The sequence below is a fragment of the Anaeromusa acidaminophila DSM 3853 genome, assembly GCF_000374545.1.
Taxonomy (GTDB): domain Bacteria; phylum Bacillota; class Negativicutes; order Anaeromusales; family Anaeromusaceae; genus Anaeromusa; species Anaeromusa acidaminophila.
In genome coordinates this window covers 68,596-87,966 of record NZ_KB894594.1, presented here as the reverse complement: position 1 = coordinate 87,966, position 19,371 = coordinate 68,596, and the positions used below count along the sequence as shown (strand labels likewise).

The following is a 19,371-nucleotide window of genomic DNA, read 5'->3' as shown; positions in this document are numbered from 1 at the left end:
TGGGTTGTAGTCTACCTATAAGGGATTAAAACCATGATGAAAATCGGCAGACAAAAATCTAGAAGTCGGGTATAAAGAATACCTATAAGGGATGAAAACTATCGCAGATGAACCAACTGAAAAGCATAACCTGATCCTCCTCGTAACACAAACGAGGAGGATTTTATTTATACGTATAAAATTTTAAAAAACACACGTATAAAACATAGTAATATACAAGCATAGATGTTATAATATAGATACCGAATAATGTAAATCGTGCGGAGGGGTGCCGAATGAAGCTATTTGAAAACGGTCCAGACAATGCAGCTGCAGAGCTGGATATAAAAAAACTAGAACGAACCAATGACCGGATTTTATACCAACGCAGCACGTATCTGCGCTATACCGAAGGACAAAAAAGAGCGTTAAAGGCAATTGCAATGTTTTTGCAATCGGCGCTGCATTTTCAGTTTACCTTGGCCGGTTATGCGGGAACGGGCAAAACAACCATTGTCGAAAACATAGTCAATTTTGCTCTTAGCAAAGGGAAAACTGTCTATGTAGTGGCACCTACCAACCAGGCGGTAAAAGTATTAAAAGAAAAGATGCCCGAGGAAATCCGGGCTAACTTTAGAACCTTGCACAGTTTGCTCTATGGTCATCCCGATGAAAAAGGAGCTTGGATTCCAAGAGTGTCTTTTAGCAGTGATGATGTGGTGATTTGCGATGAAGGAAGTTTAGTTAACGAAGACCTTCATAGTGATTTAAAAACTCAGGTTTGCGGAAGTCAGGCCAAACTGCTCTATATTGGTGATTCCTATCAATTAGAGCCGGTGGGGAAAGATCCTCATATTTTAGAGCAGCCTGACGAAGCATTAGATGAAGTACGGCGACAAGCTGCGGAAAGCCAAATTCTCATGTTTGCAACCGCATTGCGCAAAGAAAGAAGAGTCTTTATTCCCCAAGAATCCTGCGGTGATGTAACGATCATGCGGACGTTCCCCGCCGACACAGCGTTCTTAGAAGCCATTAAAAACGAAGAAGATGCCGTTTGTATTGTGGGATCGAATCGTACCCGTAAGGCTCTTAACATTCGGGCAAGAAGAGCAAAATTTGGAGAGGTAGAACCGCCTCAAAAAGGAGATGTGCTTCTTTCCATCAGCAATGGCCAAAAATGCGTGAATGGGGATCGACTTCTTTTAGAGGAACTTGAAGTGTTAGAGGAAATTAACTTGCCGCTTCAATCAGGGATCGCGTCAGCTTTGGTTAGCGGGGCGGGAGAGTGGATGGAAAAAGCCTATTTGTTGGTGGACAAAGAGAAAGACCACAAGATCCTTCTTCTGCCGGAAGTCGAAAAATCAAGCGTCTATCATGCCCAAGTGGCTGACCTTTCGTTGTTCCCCAGTGATTGGGTTACGCTTAATACCAAGACTAAAAAGAATGAGTTAGACAAAGAAGTGTCCATATGCACGTATGGCTATGCGGTAACAGCGCATAAGTCCCAAGGCAGCCAGTGGGCTAAGGTGTTTGTTAAACAGGATTGCTTTAAGGATAATGCTAGGTGGCTATATACGGCGGTTACGCGAGCGGCCAAAGAACTAATCCTCAGCGATACTGGCGTTGCGAAACTGTCTTGGTCTGAAATTGAAATGGCTATTCACTAAAACGAAGCGAAAGAGGGTAAAACGATGAACAGTGCAGCATTTAAACAACTTACCACGGAAGAACAAAAAACCTATTTGGATTCCTGTAATACTGCTTACTATGACAATGACGCACCCGTAATTGCTGATGAATTATACGACCTTCTAAAAGATATGTGGCTGCGTAATGCAGGGCTAGAAGAGTATGAGCAGGTACCGGGGGAAACGGCTGGGCGGTTTGAAAAGTTTAATCATTGGTATCCGGTTCTATCCCTGGCAAAAATCAATACCAAAGAGGCGCTGCGTGCTGAGCTGGCGCGATTGGCTCCCGGGGTAATTGAGCCTAAGTTCGATGGCCTGACCGTTATGTTTTATCCAGATAAGACGGCGGTTACAAGAGGAACCGGGCACATTGGAGAGATTATCAATAACACGGCTAACAAGATTTCCTCTTTAGGCCGTTGTCATGATACGTATCCGATCCGCATTGAAGGGCTAATGAGGTGGGACGCCTTTTATGAGCTGCAAAAAAAACGGGAAGCCGAAGGGGAGGCAGTTCCAAAGAATCCTCGTAATGCGTGCGCCGGAATGCTTCGTAATAAAGATGCTGGCCGAGTGGAAGGGGTTTCGTATTTTGCCTATAACCTAGCTGGGGATACCAGACCAGAAACGACCCAGTTGGAAGAACTAAAAGCACTTGGCTGGCAGGTAACGCCTTTCTTTTCCTTTAGCCATGAGAACCTTGAAGAAGCGGTTCAATACGTTCTTGATTTTGACCGCGCCGCGCTTCCCTATATGATTGACGGACTAGTTATTAAGAGCAACAAGGAAAACGCTGCCGAAGAATTTGGCATGACAGGACACCATACGAAAAACATGGTCGCCTATAAGTTTCCTTCTGAAGGCCAGTGGACCACGTTGAAAGAGGTTATCTGGCAAGTCGGGCGGGAGAAAATTACTCCCGTAGGTATTTTGGAGCCAGTGGATATCGGCGGCGTTAGCATTGAACGTGTATCTTTGCACAATCTGGGTGTAATGGATAGTTTGCAGCTGTCTCAAGGCTGTGAAGTGTTTGTTATCCGCTCCAATGATGTAATCCCTGACATCATTGAATCACGCCAATACGATCCGCTTAAAAAATTTGAGGCGCCTTCGGTTTGCCCGGAATGCTGCAGCCGCCTGCAGCAAATTAACGACCAGCATTTTTGCATCAATACGGATTGCCGAGGGAAGCTACTGCAAGCCTTATGCCATATGGCTAAGCGAGAAGCACTAGACATTGAAGGCTTGTCGGAAGAAACGGCCGCAAAGATGATTGGAGCTGGGGTAGAGCATATCACCGATATTTTCGATTTGACCCAAACTGAATTAAAGCAGCTGCCAGGCTTTGCAGAAAAGTCCGCTGCCAAACTATTTACTGCTATTCAAAACGCTCGCAGAACCGAGCTGAAGCGGTTTTTATATGCGGGCGGGATAGTTGGTATCGGCAGAAGCATTTCAAACGACGTAGCAGGCAATTTAGGCACATTTGAAGCGATAATGGAAGATATCGAACAGGGTTGTAAGCGTATTGCAGCCATTCCTGGAGTTGGGCCGGTTGCGGTCCAAGCTCTACTCGATAATAAGCAGATGCTGATTAAGATGCGTGAGAAGATTGAACCGGCAACCGCAGAAAAGATCATTTCAAACGAAAACGCTCTAACTTTTGTCATTACCGGGACCCTCACCCGCCCGCGCAGTTACTATGAAGAGCAGATCAAAAAGGCAGGGCATAAAGTATCGGGTTCTGTTTCCAAGAAAACGTCCTACTTACTGGCTGGTGAAGACAGTGGTTCAAAGTTAATCAAGGCCCAAGAGCTAGGGGTTTCAATTGTTAAGGAAAGCGAATTAGAAAGTTTGCTGTAGCCATCAAAAAGCCAGTCCCATCTAAGTGAGGTACTACCACAATTAGATGGGACTGAAAAAGGGTTTAGTAAAAAAAGGGATAATACTAAACGATAAACTGTCGCTGGGTGGGAGGAATAGGGATGAATTGGTATTATAGTATTTCTTTTTTGATATCCAACGAGCATGATATAAAAATAATGAGAATGAATAAGACGGAAGAAGAGGCGAAGCTTTCTATCGTAAAAGATCCTGTCGACTCAAGAAAAAGCATTTTTCCTAAAGGCGCATATTATTGCCAAGTATATGCGGAAGATAGTTTTGAAGTGGCTATTGTGGATGCAAACGAAAATATTGTTGCAGTGGTAAAGCCTACATTCAGTGATATCAAGTCATGGTATGGAACGGTGAGTGAAGCCGTAGAATTGGGAAAGCTTTATGGAACCGATACTGCGTATATTTTCAAAGTGACCGATTACCTTTTTGAAACATCCATTTGGCCTGAAAAAGCCGGAAGGCTTCTAATCGGGAAAAATGAATATATCAACGAACAATGGGTCTTTTTCCTCTACGATAAGAGCAAACCAGTAGAAGATCCGTCTGCGTGGATTCGCTTTAAATAAAAGATAGAGTAGGAGGCTGCTATGAGTAATAAAACTATATATATGAATGAGACCCTGAAAATACTGGATAAGAAAACTCCCCGTGGTCAGTTTGGGAAAGCCCTGGGCCGAATGATTCACCGTTTCCAGCTCATTATGGAACTAACGCAATTGCCCGTACTGAGCCAAATAGAAAAAGACCTGCTTGTAGAAGCTCTTGGGGAACGCGAAATTTCTTCACTTCTAATTCGATATTTGCATGAGGCCGTTCTCGAGTGTAAACGGGGGTCTGTGGAAGACCGAAAAGCCTTATCTAGAAAGATTAGTGACTTGTCCAATGCGGAACGAATTTTGCTGTATGAAGCAATGGGGTTATAAGGGTTCGCCTAGTAACCGTTGGGCGGCTCGATAAAACGATATTGAAAAAGGAGAATCACAATGCAACAGGCTTTCTATTATGATTCGCACTCTGTTAATGTCCCCAAAGAAATTGCCGGGTTAGGGTGGTTGGTTAAGAGTCCAGGAGCAAAAGCAATCATCTCTCCTAGTTTTGGACCGATTGATGCAATTATCGACCGTATCTTTGAGAAAGCTTCTTCGGCCGAGCGCAATAAGATCAAACAAGCACATCGACTTTCGGATCCACGGTTTGGACAGATAGAACTTTGTTCTGCTAAAAAGCCAATGGAAAGGTTGTTTTCCGGGAATGTATTTGCGTTGTATCCAGACGCTAAATTATTGGAGCAACTAGAAGACTATCCAAATTTGAAGCAAGTGCTGGTGCTTCCATGGATGCTAAAAGACCATCAGGCTTGGGTGCAAAAGCACCACGCACAAAAAATGAATTAAAGAAGCCTATGGCTTCTTTTTTTGCTCTTTTTGTGGTCAGGGAAAGCTGTGCTATATTCGAATTGTAAAACAAAATTATGGCCTTTTGGCCAAAGGAGGAATTTTATATGGCAAAGGGACTCTTGGAATCCATTCTGGTAGCAGAAGACTTCAACGTCATTTTTGACACACAAGGTGGAGTCGTACTGCAAATGAAAGATTGGGCGGGCTATTTTTATTCGGAAGATGCAGCTGCCCAATGCCTTCTTGATTATCTATCGGGAAGACAATTGCCACCAAGCACGCCGGTATATGCTAAGTTTCAGCCCACGCCGCTAGAGTTGCAGCTGGGGTGGTATCGAATCTCTGATAAAGAAGATTTGGTGCAAAAGGTAAAGGAAGTGCAAACGGATACCGATGCAGCATGGATGACGCTGGATTGGTACAACCAAATGAACTTCTGCAATTTACTGGGAATGGTGGTGAAACTCAATGGGTAGTGCAGTGAATCAAATCGTCGATGTTCTAATTCATGATTTAGAAACCGGCTTGACGGTTCCTCAAGAAGTGGATGTGGAAAAAATTCGATTGTTGCTGCAGCTCGTTGAGCATCCTTTTAATCAAAAAGAATTGCATTAAGCAAAAGGAGGATTTTGTATGAAAAAGAAAATGAAGGTGGTCATTCGGCGTCATCGTTTCAGCGTAACCCAAGGGGAAGCGGAAGTCATTGTAAATGGGCGTTCCCTGGGGAATTTTGCTGACGATTACAGAATTCATGGAAAGTACGGAATGATCGTGGGTTTTTGGGGATCTATTCATCCCAAGGAACACTACCTCAAAGTTTTGCGCCATAAGAAGATTCGCTATATTGGTAGCGGACTTAAAAGGCTGGTTACGGAGCAAGAACAATATGAACGGTTATATCGGAAAATGGCAGCTGGCGCTGAAGCAACGCTTACGTTTGATGTTGCAGAACCAGAGACGGAAATGCGTCCGATTATGCCTTCTAAGGCTTCGTAGAGAGGAGTGTTTACTATGGGATATACATGCACCAATAAACCTAAAGAAGAAAGCTTGGACGTGTTTTTAGAGCGTCGGTTGATTGATCCAACGTGTTACAAGATTATTGATACGGCACTTATTCCGGGCATGGAGGAAGGCAGTAAGGAATGGTATGCTGCCGTTCGGTACACACCAGACCCAACTAAGGCGCCGGAACAATGCACCTGGCCGGTATCGTTCGTGTTTTGCATGACAGTATTGGTTGAACCGAACCCGCAAAAAGGCTATAATATTGGCTTTCGTGCGGATTCGGAATTTGAAGGCAGCTTGCTGCGCAACTGCCCGAAAAAAATTCTTAAACGCTTAACAGCATTGCCCTCTGACAGCAGTTATGCTCCAGAGTGGCGCAAGGAGTGCTGGCAACGTGTTCAGCGCAATGAAGCTATTCACGATGGCGTTAAGATTTCCTTTGAACACCCGCTTGCTTTCAAAGAAGGGGATGCTGGCTATACGGACTTCATCTATCGTAAAGAAGGTAGAATGGAGTGGTTCGAGCTACCGGATGGTAGCCGGCGCCGTTGCGAGATTCCTAAATGGAAGCAACGAAGTTTCACGATCGAAACACAATTGAATCCTATTCAGATCCCTGAAGCAGAACAGGAACTTTCATTGTTTTAAAAAAAGCGGCCTCTTGCATTACGCAAGGGGCCGTTCTTTTACTCAGCGGGCATTGACTTTAAAGGCCCTGGGGATATAATGAAGTTAACCTACATTTTGCGAAAGGGTGATGCATATGGGCAACAATGAAAACGATATAGCGATCACCGAAGAATTTATTGCACAATGCAAAATGAAACGGAAAACCATGGTTCGCGGTTCTCTTATTCAAAAGAAAATTAAAGGGAATCCGTATTATTACTTGGTCTACCGCGAAAAAGATACGGTGAAAACGCGCTATATTAAACCAAATGAACTAGAAGCCATTAAACAAGCCATATCGGAAAGAAAGCGTCTTGAAGAAGAGCAACGAGCTGCCAGGTATCGGTTAATGCAGCTGCGCAAAGCTTGTCCGCGGCGAAAACGGTCGACGCCGCAAACAGCTGCGGCTGAATCCGAGCCAATGGATTTTATGGCAGCCATTCAACAAAACAAAATGCGGTTTCAACAAGTAAGGCCAGGAATGCGTCCGCGAAGAGAATTCCGCGAGGGAACACGCCGTAATCCATCGGAAGCAAAGGCGTTGGCTAGAGCCGTGTATGTCGCTGTTAAACGGGCCTCTGAGAGTGGGTATATTACGCGAAGCGAAGAAGGGCAGGAGATAGTATGGAAAGTCGTGATCTCTTAATTGAAGCTGCCCAAACGGAAGATCCACTAAAACGACAAATGAAAGTGGCAGCGATTGTATCGGATGAACTAGAAAAACGAGGCACCCAATGTGTTATGGTGGGCGGGTCCGCGGTCGAATTTTATACGGTGGCCAACTATATGACGCAGGACTTGGATATGGTAGCCACGCATAGCGATGATATTAAAGACGTAATGATTTCATTGGGCTTTAAAAACAAAGGTGGTACGTGGCATTTGCCAGAATATCCGCATGTCATTGTTGAATTTCCAGAAGGTCCATTGGATGGGCGTTGGGATCGGGTTCGAAAAGTTCTAGTTAATGATAAGCTGGTTCGAATCATTTCAGTAGAAGATATCCTGGTGGATCGGGCCGCTGCGGTGAAGTTTTGGGGCGACCCGGACGAATGGGTCAAATACATCATGGTGGGTCATTATGAAACAATTGACTGGAAGTATTTGAGTCAACGAGCTAAAGAAGCTGATTGCCAGGATATTATCACGAAAAGCAAACGATGGGCAACCATTCAACGCAAGGAATTTAATCAGGAATACGGAAATGGGTAGGTTGGGGAAAACCGTCAGCTAATACTGGCGGTTTTTTCATAGATGTTTGTCGCGTGATATAATGTAGCCATGCCGCCCAATGCCCGAAAGGTATAGAAGCATTTTTGATTTAGACATTATTCAAACACACAAACAAAAAAACAAACAAACAGGAGTGGTGAATTCGTGAAAGAAATTACGTCCATTTTGACAAATAAGCAAATTAAAGAATGGGGCTACTGCGTAGTGGGCTCACCCTTCTCTTGGCATATTGAAAAAAATGAACCTTCTTCCATCGAAGTAACCATGGGCGGGAAGGTATGTACTATGACCCAAAACACGACCCCTGATGATCGCTTAAAAGACATTTCGTTTGATACCCAAACGGCCGGGCGGGAATACTTCACTAGAAATATTATTGAAATAACCGGGAATACGGATATCCGTGTCAATCTTCCAGAGAAAGAGACACCAAAGCGGCCGGAAGAGATGGAAGTCAATTATACAAATCTCGAAGCGGCTTTCTGGGATAAAACGAATGAGCTTCAGCAAGGCAAGGCCGTTCTTTTTAAAGGCATCCGCTATGAGCGGCGTTCTAGTAGAATCATGTCGAATTCCGGAAAGACGAACACGGATTGGCGCGTTAGTTTTCATGGAGAAGACGGGACCGTATTTGCCAAAGATAATTTATGTTTGAACCGGAGAAACGACCCGGCACGCAACTGGGGATTAGGAAGAGAATAAAGGAGTTGGTTTTCTATGAAAAAGGGATACCCAAATGAGCAAGCTGCCATGAATAGTTTTTTTACATTTTTGGATACGATTATCGATACAGGGAAGTTTGAGTTAGATGAGCTGCAGCAGCAAGAAGGAGAGTCATGCCAGGAATTAGAAAAAGAGGTATTAGCCAAAAAAGTAACGTATTTGAATGACTTCTACAAAGAGGTGAGAAGGGAATTCACCAATCAAGGTGTTCCCATTCGTTCTCAAGAAGAATTGCAGAGCTATTTAGATACTAAACTCCAAAACCTTGAAAACGACATTATTGATATTCTCAACAGAAAAAAGGCGGCTGCTATTGGGCCGGAGGATATTGTTCAGATAAAGGCAAATGCGTCTTTGCACGTTGATATTCATGGTTTGTTGGTTGGCGTCGGAATGAAGTTTGAATAAATCTAGTAGTAAGTGGTTGTGTGGACATTAGAAACAATATCGAAAACGGAAGAACCGTCATATAGATAAACTGGTTTAGAGCCAGTTTATTTTTTTGCGTATTGACTGACGTTATCGTCAATGCTAAGATTATATTGACGATAACGTCAATATAGGGAGGCGGGTCACATGGATACGGCAATAAAGCAACTAAAAGAGCATATTGAAAGAGATTCTGAGATTGTTATCCTGTCATATGGTATGGGCGTTGAGAGTACGGCCATATTGTTACGATGGATGCTGGAGCCGGAAACGTGTCCCTGCGATTTGGAAAAACTAATTGTGATAACATCCCAAGTAGGCGAAGAATGGCCAGATACGGGTAAAATGGTCGAAGAATACATGTTTCCCTTGATGCAAGAAAAAGGGGTTCGTTTTGTTCAGGTTGCCAGGAAGGGTCACTTGCAAAAAAAAGGATATGTTGTTTTAGAAGATAGCAGAGCCCCTCAAAAATGCCATATTGAAGGATATTATCGTCTATCAGAAGAGCAACTTAATGCAGGGACAGTACCTCAATATGCAGGCGAACATCGATGCGCTCTGAAATTCAAGAATTTCGTGATTGAGTCTTGGCTAGACGAACACGTGCGAAAGCCAGCGAGACATGTATTTGGATATAATTCGGAGGAGATGGATCGGGTAGAAAAATCAGAAGCCGGCTTTCAAAAGAGGCTTGAAAAAACGGTGCGAGAAAGAATAGCATTTGGTTTTAATACAGATGAAATGCCGAGAGTCAAAAAAGCGAAATTGTATGATACTAGCACCAAGGAAGATAAATATTTTTATGAGCGCGTTGGTTTTTATCCACTATTAGATTGGAAATGGAATCGGCAAGACTGTATTGATTACATTAAAAGCAAGCTCCAAGTTATCTGGAAAAAAAGCGCTTGTGTCTTTTGCCCATTTGCTCATAATAAACAAAACATCCAGGACTTGATCGAACGGCAAAAAGAGTATCCGGTAGAAGTGGCTAAAGCGATGCAAATGGAATATGTTAGTCTAGCGTTTAATCCAAGAGGCGCGTTATATTCTTCAAAGTCACTCATAGACCTAGTTAAGGAAACCGGCAATGAAGCTGCGGTGATTAGGTTTAATAAGATCCTTGATAACCACCAATGGGCGGTGTATCGTGTGCGGCGGTTATATCTCAAAAAGGGATTAACGTATCGAGCGGTAGAAAGTAGAGAGAAAACGACCCGCCCAATGGAAGGAGAACCGCCAATGCCTCTGCAGAATATTTCCAAAAAAATTGGTGCAACCCTCAATTGTCCAAAGGATATTTATTACGCCGTGGTTTCCGAAAAAAATAAAGGGGTTTATCCAACCCAAGAAGAAATGTTTGTGGTAGCGCCGGCCATAGTTCCAGACAAAGCTAGATACGGAATCGATTGGTTCAATCGGCTTTGGGCGGGAGCGTTTGAAGAACAGATGGAACTCTTCATGGAGACAGGGTGACGATAGGTGGAGGATGATAAAAATGAAAAACAAACCAATTGCTTTTTGTACTGTATGCAAAGAATACTCTTATAATGCTTCCTCAATAAACGAACCTCACCGCCGTACAAAATACGGAGATACTTGCAAGGGCGTATTTAGTAGTGCCATAGGAAATGATGATTGGATTGTTTGCTCTAATTGCAATGGCACTGGGAATGATGCCAATGGTAAATGCACTCAATGTGAAGGCTACGGATGGAAATTGAATCGTAGTTAATATATGGTTAAGGAGCGGTCATGATGAATAATGCAAATATGAATCTGAACGTTCTTTTTAAAGATCTTTTCAAGCAAAATCATGCCGAGATGAATAAACGGCGAGGGAGCAGTCCTGATAAGATGGCTTAAAAATTTTAAAGATGTCCAAAAATGCAAAAACAAATACACTATTTTCCGCTACAATAAATTGTGAATTGTAGTAAAGGAATGGTGATATCTATGGCTAAAATCTACATTTGTTCTTGTGGCGCTTCTATAGTTGTAAATCATGATCCTTCAGCAAGGGAAAGCGAGTTGATCGAAAAGTTTAATCTGGAGCATACTGCTCCAGGTCACAAAATGATGTATCGGCATGACGTTACTCCAATACCCCAAGGATTAGATATTTCAAACACCGAGTACGTTTTTCTTAAAGAGGAAAAGAATAACGATGCAGCAATGGAGCTATTTATTGATAAGCATCCATCATACAATGGATGGATTATTTTAATTCGCAAAGACAAAAAGGGGAGAGAGCTAATTTTCAGGTATGAATGCATAAATGGAGTATATAAACGGTCAAAGTTCTGGAAAGGGGCGGAAAAGATTCAAATACCGAGACGAGGATATAACTGTATAAAAAATGGCTGCTAAGAGGGTGAGGAAATGAAAGTGGATACGAGTGAAATAGTCATATTGAGCAAATCTTTTTTGGAAGGATTACCGATAGATATGTTGCGCCAGTTATACTTTAATGTTTCTGGGCGTACACCAGAAGGGCTTTCACCAGACATTCTAATCGAGTATATAAGCAATAACTTTTATAAAAAACCGGTTACGCCTGAAATGATAAAAGAGCAGTGGGCGACACCGCAGCAAATTGCCCAGGAATATGAAGTATCGGAAAGCAATGTTAGAATGACCTGTGCAACGGAACGGTTGTCCAATCTAGATAAAGTAAAGATGGGCGAAAAAACATGGCTGGTCAATCGAAAGGCTGCAGATCAACTTTGGAAAAAGCGGCGTTGATCCATATACCAAATTATCGAAAGAGGTGTGTTTTGTGAAGATGGTTTTTGAAAACGCTAATGGCAAAATTATTAAAGGGATTCGGCAAGAGGGCGGGGCGGATGCCCGCTATGATGATGTAGTGATTGAGTTTGAAGATGGTAGTTCAATACTTATTCAAGGCGATTTCTGGATTAAGGAACTTGCTAGTGGACAAAAGGATAAGGTAGAGGCTGACGTTGCGAGTTATCATCCTGAAAAAGGAGGAAGCGGTATGCCTAAACCAGTAATTGCGCATGTGACACACTATAGATAGACCCGGGATATTTAAAAGGCTCTTTTGCTATCGATTCTTTTTCCTCCTACAATGATGATAGGTAATTATTAAAATTGCGCATTGCGCGAAGGAGGAGTATTTATGGCAAATCAGAGCGTTGGAAAATTAGAGCTGATTTTTGGCAGCATGTTTTCGGGCAAGACAGAGGAAATGCTTCGCCGGCTACGCAGAGGACAAATTGCTGGGCAGGGAATCTTATTGGTAAAGCCATCCCGTGATACTCGCTACAACGATGTAGTGATGACGCATGACGGGCGGGTAGAGATGAAAGCTCAGGTTGTCGGCTGCGCCGAAGAGATACTTTCTTTGGTTACCCCGGACATATCCATTATCGGCATTGAAGAAACTCAGTTTTTTAATGGGGATCTTCTTTCAGTCCTCCAAGTACTGTTAGAAAAGCGCATTCGGGTAATTTGCGTCGGTCTTGATATGTGGTCTACAGGTGAGGCTATCCCCTTAATGGGAAGGTTGGCCTGTGTCGCAGACAGTGTAACGAAGCTTAACGCAGTTTGCGTAAGCTGTGGTGCCGATGCGTATTTATCCCAAAAGATTGTTGAGGATGATTCAATCGTCGATATAGGTGGCGCTGATAAGTATAGGGCGCTTTGCCGTGATTGTCTCGAATCAACTTAAAACTCATCGCTTAGTATCCTTGAACCGGCATGTGAATTCACGTGCTGGTTTTTATTTTGCGAAAATATAGTACAATTTGACAGTAAAAGCATTGTTTTATTTTTAAATAAATACTATAATATAAAAAGTGGAAAACCAAATTATGGAGGGGATTAGGATGACAGAAAACGGGGTAGTGGAAAACAAAACGACTCAGCTAGTCGGAACGGTGACCGCTCTTTCGAGCATTGTGCACTCGGAGATCCTTGACGAAGGCCAAAACCCTAATGTTAAACCACGGCGCACCGAAACGGTGGTGTGCCAACATAACGGCGAATCGTTGACGCTGCGCATTCCGGTTGTGTCTGGTAACGGTGTACGCGGCCTGGGCCGTCGCCTTCTGTTTGATCATACGTTTGCTCAACTGGGCGTTACGGTTGGGGAGCTGTTTCCAAAACAAGAAGTTTTGGCACGCCGTGTTCAAACGGCATTCCGCGCGGGCGGGGTTACCCCGGCTGGCATGACCGCGAAAGCAGCGGCGCCAGAAAAATACAAAAAGCTTCGTGATACAATTCCGATGCTGGGCGCCCTGGGCATGGTTTTTCATGCACATCAATTCGAAGGTAGTTCCCGGGTCGGCTTTTTGCGTCCGTACTTACGCGAAACCGCCAGCTTATTTGATCCGGTATTCCCGTTGGCCCTCACAGAAAAGATTGAAAACGAGGCTCCAAGCTATGCGGAATTTATGAAAGATGCTCATTTGCAAAAAATTCGCTATACACGGCGATCGGAAAGTGGCGCGATTGAAGATGCTTCTGGAGAAAGCGATATTGGCGTAGAGAAAGAAGCCATGATTTATGGCTCCGAGTATCTGCCAGCGGGTACGATTCTTGGAACCTCTTCGCGCATCACCACGGACAATGAGGGTGCCAGGTTAGCCTTTTTGGCCATGTATGGCTTGCTTTCCGAAAATGGAGTCGTTGGCGGCATGAGCGGCCGCGGTCATGGGTTTGTATCCTTTGAGCTTTATGAAATCGAAGAAGATGGCGATGCTAAAGAGTTTGATGCGTCTGCGGCAATTGCAAACTATGACGCGTATCTAGCGGCACATAAGGAAGAAATCATTGATGCCATTAAAACCATGCCGGAGCTGTTCGGGTATGTGTCGAAAGCGGCAAAAAAAGCAGCCAAAGAAGCGGAAAAATAAGGAGGGGCGCCTAATGTATAGCGGACCTCAGATTATTTATATAGGATTGGGAAATCGCCCAGAAGTAGAGCCGGGGGCCTGCCGTGTATGCGGCGGCCCACTCCTTGGGCCATCGAAAAGCCACCAGGAATTGTCGTCAACTACATGGACCGATGAAAACATCTGCCGGCGGATCGATGAAGACCGCTGCTGTGTGGCCTGCGAATGGTTTAGAACAGGGCATAACCGTCAGCAATATTGGGACAAGCAATCGGTGGTCATTGCAACGCCCGAAAGCATTGAACAAATGAACTTTGCTGATTTTTACGAGAAGATTGTCGCCAGCGCCGATGCGGTCGCTGTCCCCAGCGTTATCCTGCTGCGGGGGGATAATACGTCATTAACACAAAAACACCAACAATGGAAAGCCATTGACGGTGTAAATCTTTCAAAAAAACGGCTAAAAATGACCATCGCCGGTTTGCGGTTTTTTCGGTCCTCTACAGAACTTTCCGGGGTAGTTGATGTAGACCGAGCAGAATTTATCCAATCGGTTCAATCTATGCTCGAACAAATTGATTCGTATTTGAAACCAACCACAGTGTATATGAAAACCGAGTGGCAAAAGCGAAACTATTACATTCGGGAACTAATGCAAGCCTATAAACAAGCAATGGATACGTCCATTGTCTTGGCGGCACATTTGGCTGCGCACGTTGCCACAAAGGAGGTTTCTGAGGTTTCTAATGAGCAAGCAGATTCATAACGTCCGGGTACGTTTTCATCTCGTATCGCCGTTGCTTTTTCCAGCGGTAAAGCCCATCCGTCCGATTCAGGGCGATGGGCTTTATGGGTACGCGTGGGCCCTGTCTAAAGGGCTTGTGAAAACCCCAGCGGAAATGGACCCGGCTAACTTAGCGGAACCAGAGTTGCCATTTACGTTGGTTAATGATTCATTTTTTGCAATTTCCAGCAGCTTTGCTGCAGAAGGTTCGTTTCTTGAGCCAACGCTGATATATCGGCACGCTGATTTTGTGCAAACCTTTGCAAAACAAGACTTAGGTAAGTCCTATGTAAGTAATCAAATGGGCGAACATCAAGCAGCGCGGGAACTGTACTGGAAATTAGTTACTCCGTATCTTGATTTTTACGCACAAGTGACCGACAAGGAGCACTTTAGAGAGCTCACAAAACTAATCTGGAAGCTGGGCCATCTTGGCGGCAAGCGGTCGATTGGCTTTGGAGAAATAGGTAAGGTTGATGTGAAAGAGAAGGAGTGCCCCAATTGGAGCGTCTTGAAAGAAGGAAATCCCGCCCGCCCGATTCCGGTTGCCGGTTGGACCGAGCCGATTAAAGAGGAACTGATTGATTTTGTAGGCTATAAGCCGCCGTATTGGAACCGTGCGCTCTATGACCATTGCTATATTTCCCCGTTGTCCTTTTTTAATTTTCCCGCACTCCCGGGGAAAGAAGAAGTGGAAAAGGCCTCCGCTGTTTTGGGCCAAAAACAAAAAGACTTTTTGGATCGAGAAATTGCCAAAGAGGAGCGCAAGGCACAAGGTAGTACCAAGAAGAAAGGACGGTCAAAAAGATGAACCGACTTGCAATTTTGGTAGAACAATATGGAGAACCGGCTTCAAAGGATCAAGCGGTAACCTTTTTTTGGCGGTTATTAAATACCGGGAACGAAGCGCTGGCCAAGCAACTGCATAATGCCAAGGAAAAATTTAAACCCTATACTTGGGCTTATCAGCAAGGCATGTTTACCTTTGCGTCTGTACGAGAAGACATAGCTCTCGCGTTAAAAGAGGGGGCTGTCTCACTGGTCGGACAAGGGATTATGATCGAAAATAATTTATTTGAAGTAAAGAAGGTTCTTCCGATTCAACCAGTTCAGCGCATTAGCGGTCGAATGACCGTGAAAGCGCTGTCTCCTATTGCTCTTTCCTACCGTGGCGAAGACGGTAAAAAGAAGCCGGTATTTTTGGATCAAGACGAGGAACTTTGGAAAAAGTTATTGGCCCAAAATCTAGTGCGCCGAACCAATGCGTTTTTAAACATGGAGCTGCTACCAAATGCGGTGGGTGTTCGTATCGTGCAAAAAGGGTTTCCTTGCAGTATCCCCTATAAATTCGCGGTACCCGCCCGTGGTGACGTGGTACTTGAGCTGACAGGTGAACCCAAGGCTATTGAAGTTGCGCTCTATGGCGGCCTGGGAGAACGTACTGGATCAGGGTTTGGATTGGTGGTGCCGGTTTAAACGAAAGGAGATTGCAAAAAATGGATTGGGTCTACGTATATCTTAACAATGTGTATTCGTTTTCGATGGCAACAACCAAATATAAGACAGATGGCCAGCTTACCGTTCTGAAAGACCCTTCGGGGATAATGGAAGCAGAAGCAAAAGACAGCATATCGTTTAAACTGGCAAAACGGAATCAAAAAGACAGTTTGCGGCGGGGCATGGTTATTCACGCCCAAGGGAAAGTAGCAAAACTTGGGAAAAACACGGTGTTTTATATCCAAGATTGGGAAATTATTCGTCAATCATCCATCCGAAAAATGTTTTCGAAAACGGCAGTTGATGGAGAACGATTGCGCGATGGACAGTTGACTGGAACAAAAGGGACGGTTTGTGATCTGCCGGACGTATACACGCAAGATGTCCGCGATGTGCACGAACTATTTAGGAAAGCGGGCTTTCGCGAGTCACCAGAAACCGCCTGGATGTTGGTTTCTTTCTTTTCCCAAAGAGCCAAGCAACGGGGGTTTGAAGGTGTTGTCGATCTGATTGCCAGCAATCCTTTCATCATTGCAGAAACGGAAGAGTTTTCAATAACTGATGCAAAGCGATTGGCAAAAAATTTGGGCGTGAATTTGCCGATAGAAATCGAGGCAATGGCAGTGGTCGCTCAGATAGTAGCCAGCAACGCCAGAAGAGGAAACACCTTCATTCCCACACCGCATGTAGCGGTTCAAACAAAAGGCGATAAAGCGATGATGGAGTTGGCAAAAAAATCAAAGGATACCCATCCCAGCATCATTATAAATCGGCTCTTGATTAGCTCCTTCCGGGACGTAATGAAGCAAGGTGGCGCGAAGGTAACTATTTCTGGGAAAAAAGAATGCGGCGAAGAAGCTGCAAGATACTATTCGCAAGTGGCAGAAACGTTAGGAGAAAACTTCGCGGAAAAAAGCAATTACTATGGCAACGCTGCAGCTTCAGGAATTTATATGACGGGAGCCTATTTTGCTGAACGTACGGCGGCAGAGTTGTTTGCAAACCGGATAGGTGACTCGAACAATGGATACTCCATTGATTTGGGATTGTTTAAGGATATTCCGCTGTCCGGCGAGCAAGAGCAAGCCTTAAAAAATGCAATTGCGTATAAAACCAGTGTAGTAGTTGGCCAAGCAGGAACCGGCAAAACGCATATCATAAAGGCGTTGGTTTCATATTGTCAAGCCATTGGTAAGAGGGTTAAGGTTATCGCTCCATCGGCTATGGCGGCGGCCGTAGCTGGAGGAAAAGCCAATCTGCGAAAGGAAGATTTTCAAACCATCCATCGATTTGCGAACATAACCCATATGACCGAGGATTTAGGGGTAAATGATTTTCTTCCTCGGCAAGGCGACATGGAAAATCTGTTTGAGCATACAGACATTATTGTTGTGGACGAAATGAGCCTTTGTTCGGTCATGGTATTTAGCCGGTTGCTTCATTCGATTAAACAGCAACCGCAACTTCATTTAGTGATCATGGGTGATCCCGGTCAGCTGCCGGCTATTGGGCCAAGTGGATTTTTCCACCAGATGGCAGCACGCGTTATAGACCCATCGCTTCTTCCTGTAACCGAGCTAAAGACGGTTTTTAGGACAGAGGGTAGGGAACTGTTGGAAGCGGCCCTTCAAGTCCGAAACGAGCACTCGCTTGAAATTAGGCCTACGGAAGCCGTACAACTGATAGAGCGAGACAAAGAAGCATTATACCGGGAAATAGCTGCTCTTTTGGAAAACGGAATAAAGCATGAGGATATCCTTGTCATTTCAGATCAGCGAAAAGAAGAAATGGGAACCATGCAGCTTAATGCATTTTTACGGACGAAACTAAATGAAAAAGGCAAGCGAATTGACGAGTCAGCAGGTAGCTTTGCGGTAGGAGATCCGGTTATTGCAACACAAAACGATTATGCCGAGTATGCTGAGGATACTACCGGGCGCCGTAAAATAATGTTTTTTCGCCATGAAGGACGCACCGAAGATGTGTTTAATGGTATGAGAGGTACTATTGTTGGGGAAACGGGTACTGGTATCACAGTGCGCTGGAATGATCCAGACCATGAAATATCCCCATATACGTATGAAGAGATATCATGCTGGATTGAACCGGCCTATGCAATAAGTATCCACAAGGCGCAAGGCTCTGAAGCCGACTATGTTTTCGTTGTGCCGGCTAGCGAAAAATCTCGTATAAACCAGAACATGATGTATACGGCCATCACCCGAGCACAAAAAAGGGTGTATCTAATAGGCGATGAGTCAATATGGACAACGGCGGCTGGAAAGATTCAAATGGCTCCGTATAGCAAGTTCGGTTTTTTAGTTAACCAAGCCCTTGAAGAAACAAAATGGAAAAATAGAAAAACCAAAGATGCATCAACAAATCGGTTTCAGGTGGTTATGGATTTTTAAGCCCAAATGGCAAAATGCTATTGTCGTCGATTTCCAATATGGTAAAAAGTACGGGGGATCGACGACAACGGCTACGAGCAAAAATCTGGCTTTATCGTTTCTGGTCGATGGTATAATTGATTAGGGCTGTTTTGATAGGCAGTAAAATAGCGAGTAAAATGGGTTTGTAGACTACCTATAAGGGTTTGAAACAAAGTAGGGTGCGGGGGAATTGCCTTGCCTGGTAAGTTTGTAGACTACCTATAAGGGTTTGAAACGAAATATTGGAGGAAGAGCTGCAAGAACTCCTAGAAAGTTTGTAGACTACCTATAAGGGTTTGAAACAGGGTTTGAAACCAAAAAACTCGCTATACACGGCGGTGGTTTGTAGACTACCTATAAGGGTTTGAAACTTTAGAAACTGCAATGAAGCTAAACACATTTGCGTCCGTTTGTAGACTACCTATAAGGGTTTGAAACGAGCCATGGACAGCAGAAACCATAAAAAAAGCCTTTGTTTGTAGACTACCTATAAGGGTTTGAAACTATAATGCGGAAGTTTGGGGTGAAGCATTGGGTGAAGTTTGTAGACTACCTATAAGGGTTTGAAACTCAGTTTGAAGTTGGCGGTATGTACGAAGAGAAAAAGTTTGTAGACTACCTATAAGGGTTTGAAACTCGATTTCTTTCCATTCAGATAACACGATCCAGCACCGTTTGTAGACTACCTATAAGGGTTTGAAACCCGCAAGCAATGACGCCTGAAGCCATGACTTTGGCGGTTTGTAGACTACCTATAAGGGTTTGAAACTCTTGAGA

General features: G+C 44.1%; 24 protein-coding genes and 1 CRISPR repeat array. All 24 genes read left to right on the top strand.

Features of this window, described 5'->3' with window-relative positions; translation table 11 throughout:
• Positions 1–275 precede the first annotated feature (275 nt).
• The 24 genes from C508_RS18375 to C508_RS0110785 all read left to right on the top strand — a co-directional run bounded on the left by C508_RS18375 (position 276) and on the right by C508_RS0110785 (position 18,573).
• A complete protein-coding gene (locus C508_RS18375) occupies positions 276–1,646 on the top strand; it encodes an ATP-dependent DNA helicase (protein WP_018703604.1) in 1,371 nt (456 codons plus the stop codon).
• A 24-nt stretch (positions 1,647–1,670) separates the two neighbouring features.
• Complete coding sequence (gene ligA, locus C508_RS19490; protein ID WP_018703603.1) at positions 1,671–3,530, top strand: NAD-dependent DNA ligase LigA; 1,860 nt, start codon at positions 1,671–1,673, stop codon at positions 3,528–3,530.
• A gap of 122 nt (positions 3,531–3,652) precedes the next feature.
• Positions 3,653–4,132: a hypothetical protein gene (locus C508_RS0110890; protein ID WP_018703602.1), complete on the top strand. Its 480-nt coding sequence runs from the start codon at positions 3,653–3,655 to the stop codon at positions 4,130–4,132.
• A gap of 21 nt (positions 4,133–4,153) precedes the next feature.
• Positions 4,154–4,489 (top strand): hypothetical protein, encoded by a 336-nt coding sequence (locus C508_RS0110885; RefSeq protein WP_018703601.1) that lies wholly within the window; start codon positions 4,154–4,156, stop codon positions 4,487–4,489.
• Between the two features lie 60 nt (positions 4,490–4,549).
• Positions 4,550–4,960 (top strand): hypothetical protein, encoded by a 411-nt coding sequence (locus C508_RS0110880; protein ID WP_018703600.1) that lies wholly within the window; start codon positions 4,550–4,552, stop codon positions 4,958–4,960.
• A gap of 107 nt (positions 4,961–5,067) precedes the next feature.
• A complete protein-coding gene (locus C508_RS0110875) occupies positions 5,068–5,439 on the top strand; it encodes a hypothetical protein (RefSeq protein WP_018703599.1) in 372 nt (123 codons plus the stop codon).
• Positions 5,432–5,578, top strand: a complete 147-nt coding sequence (locus tag C508_RS20355; protein WP_018703598.1) for a hypothetical protein — start codon at positions 5,432–5,434, stop codon at positions 5,576–5,578. The genes C508_RS0110875 and C508_RS20355 overlap by 8 nt, the downstream gene beginning before the upstream one ends.
• Before the next feature lie 18 nt (positions 5,579–5,596).
• The gene (locus tag C508_RS0110865) at positions 5,597–5,959 is read left to right on the top strand and encodes a hypothetical protein (protein ID WP_018703597.1); all 363 of its coding nucleotides are present in this window, start codon (positions 5,597–5,599) and stop codon (positions 5,957–5,959) included.
• 15 nt (positions 5,960–5,974) lie between these two features.
• Positions 5,975–6,619 carry a DUF6927 domain-containing protein gene (locus tag C508_RS0110860; protein ID WP_018703596.1) on the top strand — a complete coding sequence of 215 codons (645 nt, stop codon included), beginning with the start codon at positions 5,975–5,977 and terminating at the stop codon, positions 6,617–6,619.
• 115 nt (positions 6,620–6,734) lie between these two features.
• Complete coding sequence (locus C508_RS0110855) at positions 6,735–7,286, top strand: DUF6788 family protein (RefSeq protein WP_018703595.1); 552 nt, start codon at positions 6,735–6,737, stop codon at positions 7,284–7,286.
• Complete coding sequence (locus tag C508_RS0110850) at positions 7,265–7,852, top strand: DUF6036 family nucleotidyltransferase (protein WP_018703594.1); 588 nt, start codon at positions 7,265–7,267, stop codon at positions 7,850–7,852. Before C508_RS0110855 ends, C508_RS0110850 begins: the two co-directional genes overlap by 22 nt.
• Before the next feature lie 165 nt (positions 7,853–8,017).
• A complete protein-coding gene (locus tag C508_RS0110845) occupies positions 8,018–8,575 on the top strand; it encodes a hypothetical protein (protein WP_018703593.1) in 558 nt (185 codons plus the stop codon).
• 15 nt (positions 8,576–8,590) lie between these two features.
• On the top strand, positions 8,591–9,004 hold the full coding sequence (locus tag C508_RS0110840) for a hypothetical protein (protein ID WP_018703592.1): 414 nt from the start codon (positions 8,591–8,593) through the stop codon (positions 9,002–9,004).
• A gap of 168 nt (positions 9,005–9,172) precedes the next feature.
• The gene (locus tag C508_RS19485; protein WP_018703591.1) at positions 9,173–10,498 is read left to right on the top strand and encodes a hypothetical protein; all 1,326 of its coding nucleotides are present in this window, start codon (positions 9,173–9,175) and stop codon (positions 10,496–10,498) included.
• Between the two features lie 22 nt (positions 10,499–10,520).
• Positions 10,521–10,757, top strand: coding sequence for a hypothetical protein (locus C508_RS20350; RefSeq protein WP_156817619.1), 237 nt, complete (start codon positions 10,521–10,523; stop codon positions 10,755–10,757).
• 221 nt (positions 10,758–10,978) lie between these two features.
• Positions 10,979–11,392 (top strand): hypothetical protein, encoded by a 414-nt coding sequence (locus C508_RS0110825; protein ID WP_018703589.1) that lies wholly within the window; start codon positions 10,979–10,981, stop codon positions 11,390–11,392.
• A gap of 12 nt (positions 11,393–11,404) precedes the next feature.
• Positions 11,405–11,767 carry a hypothetical protein gene (locus C508_RS0110820; RefSeq protein WP_018703588.1) on the top strand — a complete coding sequence of 121 codons (363 nt, stop codon included), beginning with the start codon at positions 11,405–11,407 and terminating at the stop codon, positions 11,765–11,767.
• 34 nt (positions 11,768–11,801) lie between these two features.
• Positions 11,802–12,062: a hypothetical protein gene (locus tag C508_RS0110815; RefSeq protein ID WP_018703587.1), complete on the top strand. Its 261-nt coding sequence runs from the start codon at positions 11,802–11,804 to the stop codon at positions 12,060–12,062.
• A 102-nt stretch (positions 12,063–12,164) separates the two neighbouring features.
• The gene (locus tag C508_RS0110810; RefSeq protein WP_018703586.1) at positions 12,165–12,716 is read left to right on the top strand and encodes a thymidine kinase; all 552 of its coding nucleotides are present in this window, start codon (positions 12,165–12,167) and stop codon (positions 12,714–12,716) included.
• A 157-nt stretch (positions 12,717–12,873) separates the two neighbouring features.
• Positions 12,874–13,902 carry a hypothetical protein gene (locus C508_RS0110805; RefSeq protein ID WP_018703585.1) on the top strand — a complete coding sequence of 343 codons (1,029 nt, stop codon included), beginning with the start codon at positions 12,874–12,876 and terminating at the stop codon, positions 13,900–13,902.
• Between the two features lie 13 nt (positions 13,903–13,915).
• Positions 13,916–14,647, top strand: a complete 732-nt coding sequence (locus tag C508_RS0110800; protein WP_018703584.1) for a hypothetical protein — start codon at positions 13,916–13,918, stop codon at positions 14,645–14,647.
• Positions 14,628–15,476, top strand: coding sequence for a hypothetical protein (locus C508_RS0110795; RefSeq protein WP_018703583.1), 849 nt, complete (start codon positions 14,628–14,630; stop codon positions 15,474–15,476). The genes C508_RS0110800 and C508_RS0110795 overlap by 20 nt, the downstream gene beginning before the upstream one ends.
• The gene (cas6, locus tag C508_RS0110790; protein ID WP_018703582.1) at positions 15,473–16,141 is read left to right on the top strand and encodes a CRISPR-associated endoribonuclease Cas6; all 669 of its coding nucleotides are present in this window, start codon (positions 15,473–15,475) and stop codon (positions 16,139–16,141) included. Before C508_RS0110795 ends, cas6 begins: the two co-directional genes overlap by 4 nt.
• A gap of 20 nt (positions 16,142–16,161) precedes the next feature.
• A complete protein-coding gene (locus tag C508_RS0110785) occupies positions 16,162–18,573 on the top strand; it encodes an ATP-dependent DNA helicase (protein WP_018703581.1) in 2,412 nt (803 codons plus the stop codon).
• A 162-nt stretch (positions 18,574–18,735) separates the two neighbouring features.
• A CRISPR array of direct repeats spans positions 18,736–19,363; the repeat unit is 30 nt; unit sequence GTTTGTAGACTACCTATAAGGGTTTGAAAC.
• Positions 19,364–19,371 lie beyond the last annotated feature (8 nt).